We start from the raw sequence: 16,894 nt of genomic DNA, 5'->3' as shown, positions 1-16,894 counted from the left end.
AAGTGCGACTCTAGTTAGTAGGATGTAAAAGTTGTCTGAACTCAGTGGGTGGAAATAATCCCAATCCCACGAGATTTTGAGTGTAGTAAGCTGAATCTTGCTCCCAAATTCCATCGCGGTATTGGGGTAAGAGTTTTTGTTGCAGAATTTGGTTAGCAATTGCAGGCTCAATTAAGCGAAAAGCAGCAAATAGCATGGCATACTGTGATGTTGCCTCATAGTTGACTAACGGGTTTCCTTGCAAATTGATTTGTGCTGGAATTCGTTTTGTGGAAGACCACGTTTGTTGCAAATGCTTTAAATGACGCTGCAAAAACTGAGTTGCTCGTGGTTCTTGAAACCACACTGCATCCAAAGCTAAACGCCACCAAACTCGATAAGCGTTGAAACTGTACTCGGTTCGTAAGGAATGTGACGCCGGTAATGCTTGATAGTTACCTGTTTGCGTATCAAGATTTACCCAGTCACTCGGTAAATTAACTTTCGATAGCTGGGCAGAACTTTTAAGCACTTGGTAACTACTATCCACCAACGATAGCCAATCGCGGGTAGGATCAACCTGAGCAAAAATCCGAAAGGCATAAGGTGCAAAATAAGAAGGATTGAGAATCAAAACGTGCGATCGCACTTGAAAGGCTGCTGTCGGACCAGGAATAAGATAACGATGACCATCTGGCATGGCGACTGTAGACAGATTCCATAAATCCTCTAGTTTGCTTTGGGCTAGCTGTAGATACTCTGGATGCTGCCAACGGCGTGACGCAAAAATGAGTGCAGTAATTGCATCAATGTCAGCATCACTCGCAAAATTGGCATCGCGAATTTTCCAATTACCTTGGATATCACGACCCCATTCCCATGCCCATAACTGATCCGTACGTTTACCTGCTACTGTCCGCTGGAGATTGTTTTCGCTCCAATTCAGCGTTCGGGCAAATGTTGTTGGATCGTCCGCAAACACCGCCCGCAGCATTGCATAGGCTTGAGCTTCCGAGGTTGAGCGATCGCTATCTTCCCGATCAATGACCCGCCCATCGGCTTGAATAAATCTTTGCCGATATGCATTCCAGCTTTCTTGCAGCAATTCTAAGTCAATTTCTGTTGTCGGTACTGCAACAGGTGAAGGAGATTGTGTTGCAACTGCTAGGCTGCGAGGTGGCGAATTAGATAAACAACCACTTAAACCGAGTACAGCGATTGTCACAGCAAAAGAACTTAAAGGTAAAAAGTTTGTCTGATATTTACGATTTTTACCTTGAGCTAATTGCTGCATCTTGCTGATTACCTATGGTTATATAAATACAAAACTTGAATTTAAACTATATTTTTTGTAAGCTACTAGTTCGTAATAAAATTGACATTTAACTAATGAAATGTTGGATAATAAAAAAACGAATTTATCCTCCTTTGAAAACTATCAACAATCTAAGAGCTGATTAGCTCTAAATAAGTTTTAGAATTTTGCCTATAAACCTATAGATGAAATCTAGCCTTGCGATTGAGCAATAACCAAGCGCAAATCTACTGAGAGTTTCGCTATAGTTTCTGATGTATGAAACTTGATCTCAGTAATTATGCGGTAATAGTATTTAATTAAGAAATTAACAAATTATGAAACGTAATTGCGTAGATAAAAGAATAGTAATTATCTATTACCATTTACCTATTACCAACCAAAACGATAGCTTTAGTTGTTTCTCGCACACCTATCTACCACAAATTTAGTAGCGCTCCCAAGAAGGTTGAAAACCGCGCCGTCGCAGAAAATCTTCTTGTAATTGTTGTCTTTGGCGCGATAAATCGCTATCCGATTGTCCATTGGGTTGGTTTACTTGCAACCGCTCAAGTTGTTCTAGCGCAGTCAAAGGTTTATCTTGTGCAGCACTCAAACTTGCTAGCGTCCGCCGAATAGATAAATCATTTGGATTAACTGCTAAAACTTGAGAATATAACTGTTCTGCAGAGTTAAAGCGCCGCTGCTGAAACCGAATACCACCTAGAGCAGATAAAGCATCTGCGTTGTAAGGTTGTGCACTCAAGATTGTTTGATAAGCGCGATCGGCAAGACTTAGATCGCCAATTGCTTGTGCCAATTGTCCTTGCAAGAAATAAACACCAACGTTATTTGGATTACTCGCGACGATTTGAGCAACTCGCGCGCGTGCTAGTGCTGGATCTCGCGATGCAATTAATTGCAAAGAGCGTGTTTGTACAGGAATATTATTTGGATCAATCGCCAAAAGCGCATTATAAAGACTCTCCCGCTGAGGATTTGCAGGCAATGCAGCAACTAAACTAAACAACTCAGCAGGTGCATTAGTCGTAGGTTGAGTTTGCAACCAACTGCTGAGTACTGCGTCTGCTTGAGCTTCTGAGATTCTGTTTGCTTGATAAGCGATACTAGCGCGTCCTAATTGGATATTTGCATCTTGAGGATTTCGTGCCAAAAGCTGATCGTAAAGAATAAGAGCATTATCCGGTTGATTTTGGCTGAGGTAAATTCCAGCAAGCCCTTGCAGTGCAGCATTGAGAACATCACCGTCTTGAATATTAGCGGCAATCAATGCTTGATAACGTGCTTGTGCAGCTGTTAAATTTCCTTCCCGCCGCTCGATTTCTGCTGCAAGTAATTGTGGCGCGAGATCTGTTGCTCCTGCTGGAGTTGCGGCGTAAGCTGCCAAAGCGCGTTTGGCACCTTCTAAATCATTACTTTGCAGTAATAGCTGTGCGATGCGGAAGTTAAGAAACGGTTGATTGACACCAGCCAGTAGTAAATTCTGATAAACAGGCAGAAATTCTGGTCCTGGGGGTTCAATTTGTGCTAGGGCTTGTGCTAACTGTTGCTGCTGAGTGGGATCTGTGGGCAAGATTTGTAAAACTTGAGACAGTCTTCCCTTGAGATCGGCTGGAGAGATTAACCCTAGTTGGCGTTCGAGGGCGAGGAGTTGTACTTGAACACTGAGATCGTTTGGTTGGCTAGTTGCTAATTGACGATACAACTGTAATGCAGTTTGTTGCCCTTGAGGTAGACCACTAAAAACATCAGCCGCCTCGCGTAATAATTGCGGATCGGGAGTTACTGCTTGAGCTAGTGCTTGAGTATAGAGGTTGCTAACTCGTTCAGCCAGTCCAGCTACATTCGCACGTAAACGAATTTCATTGAGCGATCGCGCCAAAGGTAAAATCGCATCGACTCTACCTTGTAAAGGATCTAAAATTGCTAGTGCTTCAGTAAACTGCTGATTTGCTAAGTAGGCTAAAGATAACTCCGCACGTGCTTGAATCGCGCCGTCAATTTGAGCAGCTTGTACTTGAGGTTCGAGGACTTGTATCGCTGCTGCTACATTACCCGTCTGACGCAAAGCTCTTGCATAGGCGATCGCTGCATAGCCAGAGATCGACTGTCCTGTTGCACGGTAGCGATTAAACAGCTCTAACCCCTGTTGATAGTTACCGCTATTAGTATAAGTTTCTGCTGCACCAAGTAAGATTTCTGAAGATGGATTATTGGCTAAAACAATCTGATAGTCTGCTAAAGCTTCCGCGAACCGACCTTGATAACCATAGAGTAATGCACGTTGGGCACGAGCTTCGGTGTCATTCGGGTTAAGACTGAGTAGCGTTGTTAGTGCTTCTATACCACGTGCTTGCCACTCAGGGCGAAAACTGCCAAGAGCACCTACACTTTGAAGTGCTAGTTGATTGTTGGGTTCTTGTGCCAAAACTTGTTGGTAAGTATCCCACGCCTCAGAAATTTCTCCTTGTCGCCTGTAGGCAATTGCTAAGCCGAGTTTCGCAGGAATCGACTGCGGATAGCGACGAACGGCTTGTTGAAAAGCAGCGATCGCATCTTTAACTCGTCCTTGCTCTAAAAGCGTATAGCCTCGACGCACTTCGTTTGGTAGTGCTTGTGCTTGAGCAACAGGAACTCTCATAACAACCTCTAGTACTGGAGTTCCAATCAATCCCATCATTAGTACAAAAGGAACTAAGTAAGAAATTTGCCTTTTGCCAGTTTCCATTTTGTTCACGCTCTTTTGCGGCTGACTCATCGGATAATACTCTCGATAGGAGTCACATTAAACTCTGTTTTAAGCCGAAATCCAAAAATTGTTTCGGAGAAATTGTTACGTTCTTGAAACGTAAAGCCCAACCGTAAGTTAGACAGAAAGCGGAAATCATAATACAACTCTAAGACATCAGGTCTATCATTCCCTGCTTGCTGACGCAATCTATCATTAGACAAAGTTCTACCATAAGCTAAGCCAAGTCTATCGTCAGGTGAAAACACATCTAAAAAGCTCACACCTAAACTATATGTATCTCCTCCTAGTTCTAAATCGCGGTTTTCATAGCGACCATAGCGACCAAATAGCCCCATTTTAAGATTAGGAATATAAACTTCTGCGTTGACCCCGTATGATTCCTCGCGATCCGAACGTAAAATGCCAGTTTCTCCATCACTTCGGGCGACTTGAAAAGCTTCTTGGAAGCCATCTTGAGTTCCAGCATCGCGATCTGTAGCATAAGTTCCGCGAATGATTGCATTGCCGTAGCGAATTCCTACTTCTGTAGCAAATCCATCGAGCGCAAAGTCTCCAATTGCCCGTGAAGAAGAAAAGATTGCCGCTTTAGCTTCAATGTTATCGGTTACGGTCCAATTCACTAAAGCACCAGGACGCGAGTTAACACCAGTACTGACTAGAGCTGGATTTGTCTGAAACACAGGATTAAAAAACTGCGATGCTCCATCTTTAGCAAAGCTATTACGGTCGAAGTAAGAAGTCAAATCAAGTTGACCAATCACAAACCGCAAGTTCGGCACATTTTCTAAAGAAGTTGCTAGATAAAATTCATTGAGACTCAACCCTTGAGTTCGAGAATCGGCAAAAGCGTTGCCATCGGTTAAATCAACTGTAGCACCTACTAAAATTCGAGGCGTCAGAGGATACACTGCACCTACTCGCGCTCGCGCTGAAGACTCGTCTCCCTGATAAGAATAAACACCTTGCAACTGCAAAGCAGAACTACTCACAGGTTGACTATCCAACGCAGGTACTGTAGGTGTTTGGAGCGTACCTTGATTAGGAATAGGAGTTGGAGGTAGTGGAGCTAAATTCGGGCTAGGAGCGGTAGGAGAGGCTGTATTGAGTGGAGGAGGCAATTGTGTTGTAACTGGTGCCAAATAAGATCCAACAGGTGCTGGAAATACTTGCTGTCCAACAGCTGCATTTTGGTTGACAACTGGAGCATATGATGTCACACCGCCTGGGTACATCATGCCCATACCACCCGCATTAGGTTGTGACATAGGTGGTAAGTAAGACTGGGGAACTGGAACACCATAAGGAATCATATACCCTGGTGCTAAAGGTACAGCATTGCCACCGATCGCATTAGGTGGCGCTAGATAAGGCTGTTGAGTTGGAACACCATAAGGAACCATCATCATGCCGAGTGCGTTAGGTTGTGGCATGGGTGGTAAGTAAGACTGGGGAACTGGAACACTATAAGGAACCATCATTCCATTGACAGGAATCCCTGGTGCTGGCGGTAGCACATCGCTGTTTGAAGAATTTGGCTGAGGAATTCCAGGGTTTGCAGGAACTGGCAGTGGTGTTACTGGTGGTTGAACGTACGTTGGAGATCCAACGACACCGTAAGGATAAGGTGATGCGATCGCTCCAGGGTAAATATTGGCTGGAGCTTGCGGCACATAATAGGGTTGTACAACACCGTAAGGAGTCATCACTCCAGGTGCAACGCTTCCACTACCAAGCATATTAGGTTGTGGTGGTGCCATTGGTGGTAGGGAAGGTGATACCATCCCTTGGTTTGGGTAATTGCTTCTCTGGGTAAGTTCTTCTTGCCACGTTCTCGCAGGAGCTACTGCTGGCGGGGGAGATCCATAAGGAATACCACTAGGAACTGCCAAATACTGATTGTAGTTGGGAAGTATTCCTGGAGCTACTTGTGGACTTTGAATATGATTAAAATTTGGTGGAGTTGTATTTTGATTTGGCAAGCTCGGAAGTTGCGCTATTAATTGAGAGTCAATGTGTTGATGCTGTTCAGAGTTTGCTTGAGCAGGTTGATTAATACCAACTTCAAGCAGGCAAACAGCGATCGCACTCACACCAAGTAAGCTAAATAGCTTAAATTGATTCAAAAATATGGATATAGGACAATCAGGTACGGTTTGGCTCATCACACCCTGGTTGCTTGGCTAATTAATTCTTCATAGGCAGACTGACGCCACTTTAACAAACCTTATTCCGATCGACGAGATCTAGTAACTTAATATTCTTGTGAAAAAGGTTTTAACTTCCAGTGAGTAGCCGTAAATTCTGTGGGGTGAGTAGCCTAATAAGTGTAAATAAAACTACAAAATTGGCGCAGTTAAATTTTTCAAGAATTCTTTGTAAAAGTCTCTTGTTGAACTCAAAAACCAAGATTATCCTAGAGCAGTAGCTTTATGAATCTTAAGGAACAAGCTTTTTTGCTTACTGGTGTCTAATGATTTTTGTTCGATTTTGCAACTTTATAACCAAAATACTTAAAATTTAATGCTTATTTATTGCGATCGCTCTATGCTTACCCATTTATATCAGTTTGCTCTACAAAAGATTAAATTTTCTCAGGTTACGGCTTGTAGTTTACTGTCATTGCTGTGCATTAGCTGCTCGCCTCCACCTCAACAAGGTGTAGAACTCAAAATTAACGAGATTAAAGCAGCAAGTCGTCAAGGAGTCTACAATATCGCCGGCAGTACAAATTTACCTGATGATAGTCGAATTGCAATAACAGCGTTACGTTATCTCAGTCCAGCACACGAGCGATCGCTTACTTCTCAGCATAATACGTACTCTATCTTGGCTAGGCAAATTGTGCCAGTATCGGCAGGAAAATGGCAAACTACACTTAATTTTTGGCAAGTTTCTACAGATGGAAGTTATCAAGAAGCTTGGCAAACAGAAGCAGCACTGCAAAACTCACTACAACCAGCCACATCTGTAACTTTTATTGCTACCTATGAACCTTCAGCTCAGTTACTAACTGAACAGCAAACAATCCCAGAATTACAAGGAAGATTAGTTCGATTTAGTGCTGATGGTGAAGAGTATGTGCAAGCTAGTCAAACATTGCCTGTTACCCTAGCTTCTGGAAAAACAGCTCCTCCTAAAGTTCTACCAGAAGAAACAAACGGAGGTTGGGGAAACCGTTCAGATCTTGATTTGAATACTTCTAATACCACCGCAACTCGTCCAAAACCAATTAAGACAAACCAAACTAATGCTCCACTTTCTCTGGCTGAATTCTTACGTTAATCACTACTGCGTTTCTAATCAAGTAAGTGGGTGTAGTTATTAATCAGATGCTATGTGCTGCTTAATAGCTCCACTACCCATTAGACATAGAACAGCCCTTAGATCACGTTTATTGTTACTCACTTACTTAGGACAGTCATTCAAGTGAAGATAATAGACCTGAATTTATAATTCGTAACGTAGACGTTAACAGTATTTTGCTTTTAGTTTTTACTTTGTTGACGGCTACGTTCTACACATATGTTTTTATGAGTGAGAAACAAGCAGAGAAGCACTAGCTAATGCTTCTTGCTCTGATTTTACCGAAGTATTTATTTGTAATGTTTTGTGTAAGTTCTCCATCTGAACCATGATTTGTTGTAATTGATCTTGCAGTTCTTCTACTGAAGGTGGATCTAGCGCAGGTTCTTGCTGAAAATCTCTCAAATTTTGCGGTTTTTGAGTAGGAATAGCTTGTGTATACGATATATAGTTTTGCGCTAAAGAAAACTGTGATGTAGCTGCTTGAACTGTTAAGATAGGCTCTGCTTTGTGCTCTGCAATTACAACTAAAGGCTCAATAGCTTGTACAGGTGTAGTGATAACAACAGGCTGCATTGCAGTTGTAGCAGGATCCGAGGCTGTAGTAGATACTTCGCCTTCTAAGAATGAATTTAATCCAACAGTTGCTAAACGAGATTCAGAAAGTTTAAGTTGTTCCAATTGCTCTTCTTTTTCTTGCAAACGTTGTTGTAAACCAGATAGCTGCTGCTCTACTTGTGCTGATTTACGAGAAGACTGTTGCCATCCTGCAACTGCAACACTAGCAACTCCTGTTCCCAAACTTAGTAAGCTTGCTAAGCCAAGATAAGGAGTAGAAATATCCCTTAGTTTACCATGAAACACTGGTTCTTCTTGGAGTTGAATTGCTACAGGCTTAGAGCCAAGTAAAGCTAAAGGTAAAGTTAATGTTGCAAAGATTCCAGTAGAAAGAAGTACAGGTGGTAGAACAAATTTTTTGAAGATAGATGTAGTCATAATTTATACTTGTGAGTTTTTTTATGAGGAAATATGTCAATCAGAAGCTTTTTCTAAACCAAAGCTAAAGGTGTACTTTAGTTTTGTAGAGGTAATTATTAATATTTAGTAACAAGTCATTGCCACAATTTGCTTTTATTTCTGGAATGTAATTAACTCGTTGTCTGTACTTAGTTTAACTTTGAGATCGTAATTGTCTATATAGAAAATATAAAGTTGCGTGTAAATACTTAAATTTGTTGTAAGGTTTTTCAGTAAAATTGGCAGTGCTTCTTCTACTAAATTCTTACAAATACTGATTTTGCGGTAATTTAGACTGTGATAAAAATAGAGTGAATAGGCGATCGCCCCAATAAGTGAAGGCACTTCTTAATACTGATACGTATCATGCTCAATATGAGCAGCCAGCCTGCTAATAAATAGATTCTAGAAGATACGTATTTATAGAAAACTCTCATATAACTGTGTGATTTAAACTGCACACTTTAACGGCATACAAATATGGTTATTTTTTTCTCCTATGGGACGCGTATTGCGTCTATGGCAGTGTTTGTACTGAGGATTTTAGTTCAAATGCTACTTTTAAACATTTGTTCTTACCAGATACAGAAAACATCACCGCTTCTACCAGAGAGAAAGTGCTCTCAACGACGAAATAAGACCGTGATTTTACAGATGCTCTGCTTATTTACATTAGCAGTGACAATAGTATTGGTGACGCCTTGGTTATTGAAAGGAATCAACACTACAACCTATGCCACTACAACTATTCAATTTCCCTTATCTACTCAAGGAGCAAAAATAGTTGATGCTAAAGGAAATCAAGTTTTGCTCAGAGGCGTTAACTGGTTTGGTATGGAGACAGAGTTACATGCTCCTCACGGTTTATGGCGTCGAGATTATCGGGAAATGTTAGCACAAATCAAGAGTTTAGGATATAACACCATCCGGCTACCTTATTCCGTACAATCACTGAGATCTTTAGAAGTCAGCGGAATTGACTACAAACTTGGTGCAAATCAAGAACTGCAGGGAAAAACTCCCTTAGAAGTCATGGACTATATCATTCAAGAAGCTCAGCATCAAGGCTTGCTTATTGTGTTAGATAGTCATCGATTAAATGACAAACGTATTCCTGAGTTGTGGTACGGAGATGGGTTTACAGAACAAGACTGGATTGATACATGGCTAATGTTAGCGATTCGTTACCAAAATCAAGACAATGTGATTGGAGCAGATTTAAAAAATGAACCCCACGGTCGTGCGAGTTGGGGAACTAACGACTTAGCAACTGATTGGCGACTTGCTGCAGAACGAGCAGGAAATGCAATTCTTGCGTTGAATCCTCATTGGTTAATTATTGTGGAAGGAGTAGAAAATAATGTTCCAGGACAAAGATTATCAGGACATTGGCAAGGAGGTAATCTTGAAGGGGTCAGACGATATCCAGTACGTTTATCTCACTCTGATAAGTTAATTTATTCTCCGCACGAATATGGTCCTGGAGTCTACAATCAGCCTTGGTTTGCTGAACGAACTTTTCCTTACAATCTCTATCACCGTTGGGAGATTGGATTTCACTACATTGCTGGTCAAAATATCGCCCCTGTTCTAGTTGGAGAATTTGGCGGTCGTTATGTAGATACGATATCTAAAGAAGGTATTTGGCAGCAGCAATTTATCAATTACATTCAAAAGCATAATCTGAGCTTTACCTACTGGAGTTGGAATCCTAACAGTGATGATACAGGCGGAATTTTACAAGATGACTGGCAAAGTGTAAATGTACCTAAACATAATCTATTGAGTCGGCTATTAGAAGGTATTTCCTTCACTCACTAATTACCTCTACCCATACTATAGCGAGTAAAGCGATCGCTCTCTACAACAATCCCAACCATAACTGACAAAATTCTAATGTTCCAACTTTACATTCTCAGGGGTTAAAAGTGACAATACAGCTGCAATGTAATTGGAAAACAGGGTTTTATTTTAGTTTCCATACCAGCAATAAAACAACCAGCCATATCTCAAATTGGCAAGTAAGCTTAGCTTTCAAATACATGAAGCAACAATTGATAATATTTGGAAGCCAACATTTAAGCAACCAGGGACAAAGTACTTACTGACTCCTTAAGATGTAGAGAAGAAACCTCGAACATAATCAAGTGCGATTTGGTTGTTGTGCTACAAAGCCAGGTCAAAACTATCAGATGCGGCAAATACAGCAATAGTAAATATAATAAGAGCATTATTGAGGAACCCAGAATCATCGCTTTAACTAACTTTTAAACATGCTCTCTGAACCGAAGATTTGCGAAGAGCTACCTCTGCTATATCTATCCTCAGTTGCTAAATTTTGCACATATCCCACCTGTTAAAGTAAACCCTCTAAACCAAAGTGGCATAGAGGGTCTTTCTCTTTCCTATTTCAGCTCAAGATTAGCTCAACAAGTTAGAGCTCGTCATCATCACCGTCTTCATCTTCATCTTCGTCGTAATCATCATCTTCATCTTCATCAACTGCAAAGTCCTCGACCTCATCACTGATCATCAAGTCTTCATCATCTTGAATGAAGGAATTACGATCAAAGCTAAAATTATCTCCTAAACCACCGTCTAAATTGTAAGCGCGAGCTGTACGGTCATCGAGTACGACATCGAGTGAATCTTCTCCATCATCAAAGACACTTCCCGAGTCAAGCGAGAGATCTTCGCTCATCGGACTTGCAAGTTCCTCATAGGCATTAAAGCCAGTTCCAGCAGGAATCAAGCGCCCAATAATGACGTTTTCTTTCAAGCCGCGTAGCCAGTCTGATTTACCTTCAATTGCGGCTTCGGTTAGGACTCTTGTAGTTTCTTGGAAAGAAGCTGCTGAAATAAAGCTATCTGTATTGAGTGATGCCTTAGTGATACCGAGTAGCATTGGTGTATACTGCGCTCTAGCACCTCCAGTAATACTCATTGCTTCGTTGACCTGCTCAATTTGCCGCAGCTCGACCAATTCACCAGGTAGCATTGTGGTGTCGCCACCATCATCAACACGTACCTTAGAAGTCATTTGCCGCACAATAACTTCAATGTGCTTGTCAGCAATATCAATTCCTTGAGATTGGTACACTGTTTGGACTTCATTCACCAAGAAAGTTTGTACTTGCTGCAATGCTTCTAAAGCATCAGCATAAGCACCATTTTGCGTACCATACTCAAAGAAAATTTCCAAGATTTCGTGAGGATTGGCAGGTCCTTCTGTCAGCGGCATTCCAACTTCTACTGTTGCTCCATCTGGTACTACGGCATTCTGACCAGGTCCAATAGGATATTCAATGACTGCGCCAGAGTCTTCAACAACTCTAATTGCAACTGCTTCATCTTCTAACCTGCCAACTTCAACAGTTCCTGGTCTACGAGCAAGAACACAAGCTTCCTTAGGTTTACGAGCTTCCAACAGTTCTTCAATTCGCGGTAAACCTTGAATAATATCTCCAGTCTTGGCTCGCTCGAACACAAGTAATACTAAGTTGTCACCGCGTTGAACTAAACCGCCATCTTCAACTTGTAAGACAGCTCCTGGTGAAACGCGATAAGGACGAGCAATTCGTAGAACAATTTCATAATTGTTACTAGCTAGAGCTGTGTTTGCTGCGTCTTCTTGCCTTGCGGTTTGAGATCTAATTTCCAGGACTTGACCGGATTCCTCAATCACAACTCCTGGAGCGATTTCACGACCAGCAATTAGTAAGTCACCTGTTTTGACGTGAGGTTTCTCTTTAGTTGTAACGGTGAATTGATCTGTCGTTCTGACTACTAAGATCCGGCGAATTGCCTCTGCCCCCTCACGAATACCGCGAATTTCCCCTGCTTCTTTGCCCTGGATTTCTGTGCGAGCCACAACAGCACCGGCTTCAATAGTTTGTCCGTCTTCGACAAGAAGCCTTGTTTGAGTACTCCCTTGGGTTGCATCAGCAGCAATGTCACGACGAATCACTAATGATTCAAGAATCACTAACTGCAAGCGCTGAACGTTTGAATCGTCCTCATCTGGAACTAACTCAATGTCAGCGAGCATTGGTGAGCCTGTGTGTTCAGGTGACTGCATTTGCTCAATTTCTAGCACCAACTGAGTACGTAATAACTCTACTCCCTCGACAGAACGAACGCGCTCTGAATCTTTGTACGGAACGCGTTGCACTGCTCTAAGAGTAATTGAACGACCCGCTCCTGCGCTCGATTGTGTACTGGGAACTGAGGGTTCATCTGGTACTGCGAATTCAGTCACTGGACGCAGCAGCAAAGCAGGTCCTTCTGGCGATTCGACGTACTCGATATAGCGTAAATCTGAGAGGGTATGTCCTGGCAGAATTTCCTCACCTGGTTGACCAAATGTACCATCGCGATTCATAACTGCTTCAGGATCGTCTACCATCAGCAACTCACCAGGCTTGATCACTAGCTCGCGCAGAATGTCATTTTTCTGAGTAACTTCCACTACACCATTGTTTTGGCAGAAGATATCTTTAACTACTTCAGTTCCAGCTTCAACATACTGAGCATCTTCTACCATCAGTAGCGAGATATCTTTATTAACCTCGTGGGTTTCTTCTGGAATCCACAAAATCGTTCCACCTTGGACAATTTCGTAGCCCTGCTTAGCTTTACCTTTCTTTGCCAGCTCTATCCCAGAATACTTAATTAAACCGCCAGTCGTAGTGCGATATTCATCAGAAATCAACTCAGCTACAACTTGGTTATTTTGTACTTTTGTTCCAGGGGTAGCGAGTAGCGAGAACATTTGGTTATTGTTTGTTTCAACCAAATATTGATCGCGACCTTGACTGTGTTCTGCTCGTACTCTAGCAGTATCTAGTACGACCGAAGCAGTAATGATTTCTATTTCTCGCCCACCTTTGCCGTTGTTTACACTTCCTGACGGTATCCGTACAGTACCGCCATAGACAGTGTTAAGTCGTGTCTCAGCAAGAACGCTATTTGCTTCAATCTTTTGACCATTAACAACCGACGGTTCTGCTCCTGGGGGTAAATTGTACACTTCTCCAGATAAAATCCAAATCAAACCACCTCTTGCTGCAGTGGTTGTCGTATTACCTTGACGGTCTGTTTTTTCTTCTGGGACAACATCAGCAAACTTAACTTCGCCTGCTAAGTCTGAGGCAACATCTTTTGTTGCTTTTTCTGTATGTGCTCTAGTGTTACGACCGCCAATTGCAACTTCTGCAAGAAGTTCTCCAACTTTTACCGTTTGACCGTCAGTAATGTACAGAGTAGAACCTTGGGTTACAGGAACGGTGACTTTCTCGCCAGACCTTGCTTCAACTGTTAGGGTACCATTCGCTTCAACAATCAATGCATCTTCCCCGTGACGAGTGCGGAAGGGTCGAGTCCGTAAGCGGCTGGGGATTCGTAACGTACCTTCGACGTCACTGCGAACTTGTCGAGCAACTTCACCAGTAAATACACCTCCAGTATGGAAAGTTCGCATTGTCAGCTGAGTTCCTGGTTCACCGATACTTTGAGCTGCAATAATTCCCACAGCCTCGCCAAGATCAACCATTTTGCCATGCGCTAAACTCCAACCGTAACAGTGTTGACATACCGAGCGAGCGGCTTCACACGTTAAGGGCGATCGCACAATAACTTCTTCGACACCAGCTTTCTCGATGTGCTTGGCTACTTCGTCAGAAATCGGCTGATTTTTCTCGAACAAGACTTCTTTTGTTTGGGGATGCACAATATCTATTGCTGCAATTCTGCCCAATAGTCGCGAGCTAAGAGGAATAACTACGCGATCGCCTTCCATCATTGATCGCAGTGAGATCCCTCTTGTTGTTCCGCAATCAATTTCCCGAATAATCACATCTTGCGAAACGTCTACTAAACGACGTGTTAAGTAACCTGAATCAGCTGTTCTCAGTGCGGTATCAACTAACCCTTTTCTGGCTCCGTAGGAAGAAATAATATACTCAGTAACTGTCAATCCTTCGCGGAAATTTGTTTTAATTGGTAAGTCAATGATCTCACCTTGGGGATCAGCCATCAAACCACGCATTCCCACCAACTGGCGCACTTGAGAAATATTACCCCTAGCTCCAGAGAATGCCATCATATATACTGAGTTCAACGGATTGGTTGCGCGGAAGTGATCGACAACTTCATCTTTAAGAGCTTCACTGGTACTATTCCAGGTATCAATGACTTTCTGGAAGCGTTCTACTTCAGTAATTTCGCCTCGCGTGTAGCGTTCTTCAGTCGCTCGAATTTCTGCTTCAGCTGCCTCTAATAAAGCACGCTTGCTAGGAGGAACCATTAAGTCATCAACACTAATGGAAACACCCGCTTTTGTAGCATAGCGAAATCCCAAGTCTTTCAAACGGTCGGCGATCGCTGCTGTTCGGGCAGTTCCATAATTCGTGAAAGCCCATGCGATTAAATTCTTAAGCTGTCCTTTATCTACTATCCGATTGCGAAAAATCATTCCCTTTTCTTCTGCCATTTCTCTACTATTCCTATTAGCGATTAGCAGCAATTAGCGAGCAGTACTAAACACTCACGGCTAATTGCTGACAGCTTTACTGCAAGGCTTCCTGAATTACTTTGTTATAAATTACGCGACCTGGAGTTGTTTGTATAAACTGAGAAATCAAGTTTCCATTAGCATCTTCACGGGTACGTCGTTCGCGATAATGCTTTGTTACAGTGCCATCATCGCCTTTTTCTACCTTGACAGGTTCGGTATCTGGCTTTGCTGATTCAACTTCACCATCAAACCTTACCCACACCTTTGCATGAAGCGCAACTTGTTCTTGTTCGTAAGCCATAATGGCATCATCAAGTGAAGCAAAGAAGCGTCCAGCACCTTTTTGGCTATGGGGATTGTCTGCTGTGAGGTAATAGCAGCCCAAAACCATGTCCTGACTAGGAGTAATAATTGGTCTACCTGTTGCAGGTGACAAGATATTGTTTGAAGCTAGCATCAGTAGTCTTGCTTCTGCTTGCGATTCTAAAGACAATGGCACATGAACTGCCATTTGATCGCCGTCAAAGTCAGCGTTAAAAGCTGGGCATACGAGAGGATGGAGTTGAATTGCGCGCCCTTCTACCAGAATCGGTTCAAAAGCTTGAATTCCTAAGCGGTGTAATGTAGGAGCGCGGTTGAGTAGGACTGGATGACCTTCAATGACTTCTTCAAGGACATCCCACACACTAGGATCGCCTCGGGAAATCAGTTTTTTGGCTGCTTTGATATTGTTAACTAACCCTGAACGAATCAATCTATGAATGACAAAGGGCTGAAACAACTCAATTGCCATTTCTCTAGGCAAACCACATTGGTGGATGTGAAGTTTTGGTCCAACAACAATGACCGATCGCCCTGAGTAGTCTACTCTTTTCCCTAGTAAGTTTTGCCGAAAACGTCCTTGTTTTCCTTCAATAATGTCAGACAAGGATTTCAGTGGTCGGTTATTTGCGCCTACTACAGTTCGACCGCGACGTCCATTATCAATTAATGCGTCTACCGCTTCTTGCAGCATCCGTTTTTCATTGCGGACAATAATTTCAGGAGCTAAAATTTCCTGTAATCTTGCTAAGCGGTTGTTGCGGTTAATCACCCGACGGTAAAGATCGTTTAAGTCAGAAGTTGCAAAACGACCACCATCAAGCTGTACCATCGGGCGCAAGTCTGGCGGAATCACAGGGATAACCATCATCACCATCCACTCTGGTTTAGAGCCGGTAGCAACAAAGTTATCAATGACTCGCAGTCGTTTAATCAACTTGGCACGTTTTTGCCCTTTAGCGTTGGCTATTTCTTCGCGCAGCTTTTCTGCTTCAGTCTCTAAATTGATATCAGATAGCAACCGTGCTAAAGCTTCAGCACCGATACCAACTTCTACGCCAGTAAGTTGAGAATCCTCACTGTAGATTTGATCTTCAATTTCCAACCACTGATCTTCAGTTAAGAGTTGCTTGTAGGTTAGAGTCTCAGCATTACCAGGAGACAAAACAACATAAGCATTGAAGTAAACTATTTGTTCAACATCGCGTAGCGGCATATCAAGCAAAATTGAGATATAGCTTGGTATACCTTTGAGATACCAAACATGCGCAACAGGTGCAGCAAGTTTGATATATCCCATCCGATGGCGACGTACGCGGGATTCTGTGACTTCTACACCACAGCGTTCGCAGACAATACCGCGATGCCGTACTCGCTTATATTTACCACAGTGGCATTCCCAATCTTTCGCAGGACCAAAGATGCGCTCGCAGAATAGCCCATCCATCTCTGGTTTGAGTGTGCGGTAGTTAATTGTCTCCGGTTTTGTAACTTCTCCAACCACTTGACCATTAGGGAGGGTACGTTCTCCCCACTGGCGAATTCGTTCTGGTGAAGCTAAGCCAATCTTGACATAGTCAAACTGCGTTGTTTGCGCGTGTCTCATATATAAAGAATAGAAAAATGGAAGGGAATAGGATCAGGATGCAATAGATAGTAGGGGGAGCGAGGTGTTCACCTCCAACCCCTAGCA

10 protein-coding genes are annotated in these 16,894 nt (G+C 42.6%); 3 read left to right on the top strand and 7 right to left on the bottom strand.

Translation table 11 applies throughout. The features are described from left to right. Positions 1–10: 10 nt before the first annotated feature. The 3 genes from CSQ79_RS06795 to CSQ79_RS06785 all read right to left on the bottom strand — a co-directional run bounded on the left by CSQ79_RS06795 (position 11) and on the right by CSQ79_RS06785 (position 6,208). The gene (locus CSQ79_RS06795) at positions 11–1,273 is read right to left on the bottom strand and encodes a family 8 glycosyl hydrolase (RefSeq protein ID WP_099700428.1); all 1,263 of its coding nucleotides are present in this window, start codon (positions 1,271–1,273) and stop codon (positions 11–13) included. Positions 1,274–1,721: 448 nt separating this feature from the next. Further along, positions 1,722–4,052 (bottom strand): tetratricopeptide repeat protein, encoded by a 2,331-nt coding sequence (locus CSQ79_RS06790; protein ID WP_289500740.1) that lies wholly within the window; start codon positions 4,050–4,052, stop codon positions 1,722–1,724. Beyond that, positions 4,049–6,208: a carbohydrate porin gene (locus CSQ79_RS06785; RefSeq protein WP_289500739.1), complete on the bottom strand. Its 2,160-nt coding sequence runs from the start codon at positions 6,206–6,208 to the stop codon at positions 4,049–4,051. Before CSQ79_RS06785 ends, CSQ79_RS06790 begins: the two co-directional genes overlap by 4 nt. A gap of 382 nt (positions 6,209–6,590) precedes the next feature. Here CSQ79_RS06785 and CSQ79_RS06780 point away from each other — a divergent pair, with 382 nt between their 5' ends. Next, the gene (locus CSQ79_RS06780; RefSeq protein ID WP_143755431.1) at positions 6,591–7,328 is read left to right on the top strand and encodes a hypothetical protein; all 738 of its coding nucleotides are present in this window, start codon (positions 6,591–6,593) and stop codon (positions 7,326–7,328) included. 246 nt (positions 7,329–7,574) lie between these two features. Here CSQ79_RS06780 and CSQ79_RS06775 read toward each other — a convergent pair whose 3' ends face one another. After that, positions 7,575–8,345 (bottom strand): hypothetical protein, encoded by a 771-nt coding sequence (locus CSQ79_RS06775; RefSeq protein WP_099700425.1) that lies wholly within the window; start codon positions 8,343–8,345, stop codon positions 7,575–7,577. A 135-nt stretch (positions 8,346–8,480) separates the two neighbouring features. Beyond that, positions 8,481–8,711: a hypothetical protein gene (locus tag CSQ79_RS27030; RefSeq protein WP_143755430.1), complete on the bottom strand. Its 231-nt coding sequence runs from the start codon at positions 8,709–8,711 to the stop codon at positions 8,481–8,483. 333 nt (positions 8,712–9,044) lie between these two features. On the opposite strand from CSQ79_RS27030, the gene CSQ79_RS06770 reads away from it, so the two are divergent. Both CSQ79_RS06770 and CSQ79_RS28600 read left to right on the top strand, forming a co-directional pair. Continuing rightward, positions 9,045–10,187: a glycoside hydrolase family 5 protein gene (locus CSQ79_RS06770; protein WP_289500737.1), complete on the top strand. Its 1,143-nt coding sequence runs from the start codon at positions 9,045–9,047 to the stop codon at positions 10,185–10,187. A gap of 107 nt (positions 10,188–10,294) precedes the next feature. After that, the gene (locus CSQ79_RS28600) at positions 10,295–10,474 is read left to right on the top strand and encodes a cellulose binding domain-containing protein (protein ID WP_099700424.1); all 180 of its coding nucleotides are present in this window, start codon (positions 10,295–10,297) and stop codon (positions 10,472–10,474) included. Between the two features lie 326 nt (positions 10,475–10,800). Here the strand turns inward: CSQ79_RS28600 and CSQ79_RS06760 are convergent, their stop codons facing one another. Continuing rightward, a complete protein-coding gene (locus CSQ79_RS06760) occupies positions 10,801–14,856 on the bottom strand; it encodes a DNA-directed RNA polymerase subunit beta' (protein WP_099700423.1) in 4,056 nt (1,351 codons plus the stop codon). A gap of 76 nt (positions 14,857–14,932) precedes the next feature. After that, a complete protein-coding gene (locus tag CSQ79_RS06755) occupies positions 14,933–16,807 on the bottom strand; it encodes a DNA-directed RNA polymerase subunit gamma (RefSeq protein WP_099700422.1) in 1,875 nt (624 codons plus the stop codon). Positions 16,808–16,894 lie beyond the last annotated feature (87 nt).

Origin of the sequence: Gloeocapsopsis sp. IPPAS B-1203 (genome assembly GCF_002749975.1) — a bacterium.
GTDB lineage: Bacteria > Cyanobacteriota > Cyanobacteriia > Cyanobacteriales > Chroococcidiopsidaceae > Gloeocapsopsis.
This window is presented reverse-complemented; position numbering and strand designations above follow the sequence as displayed.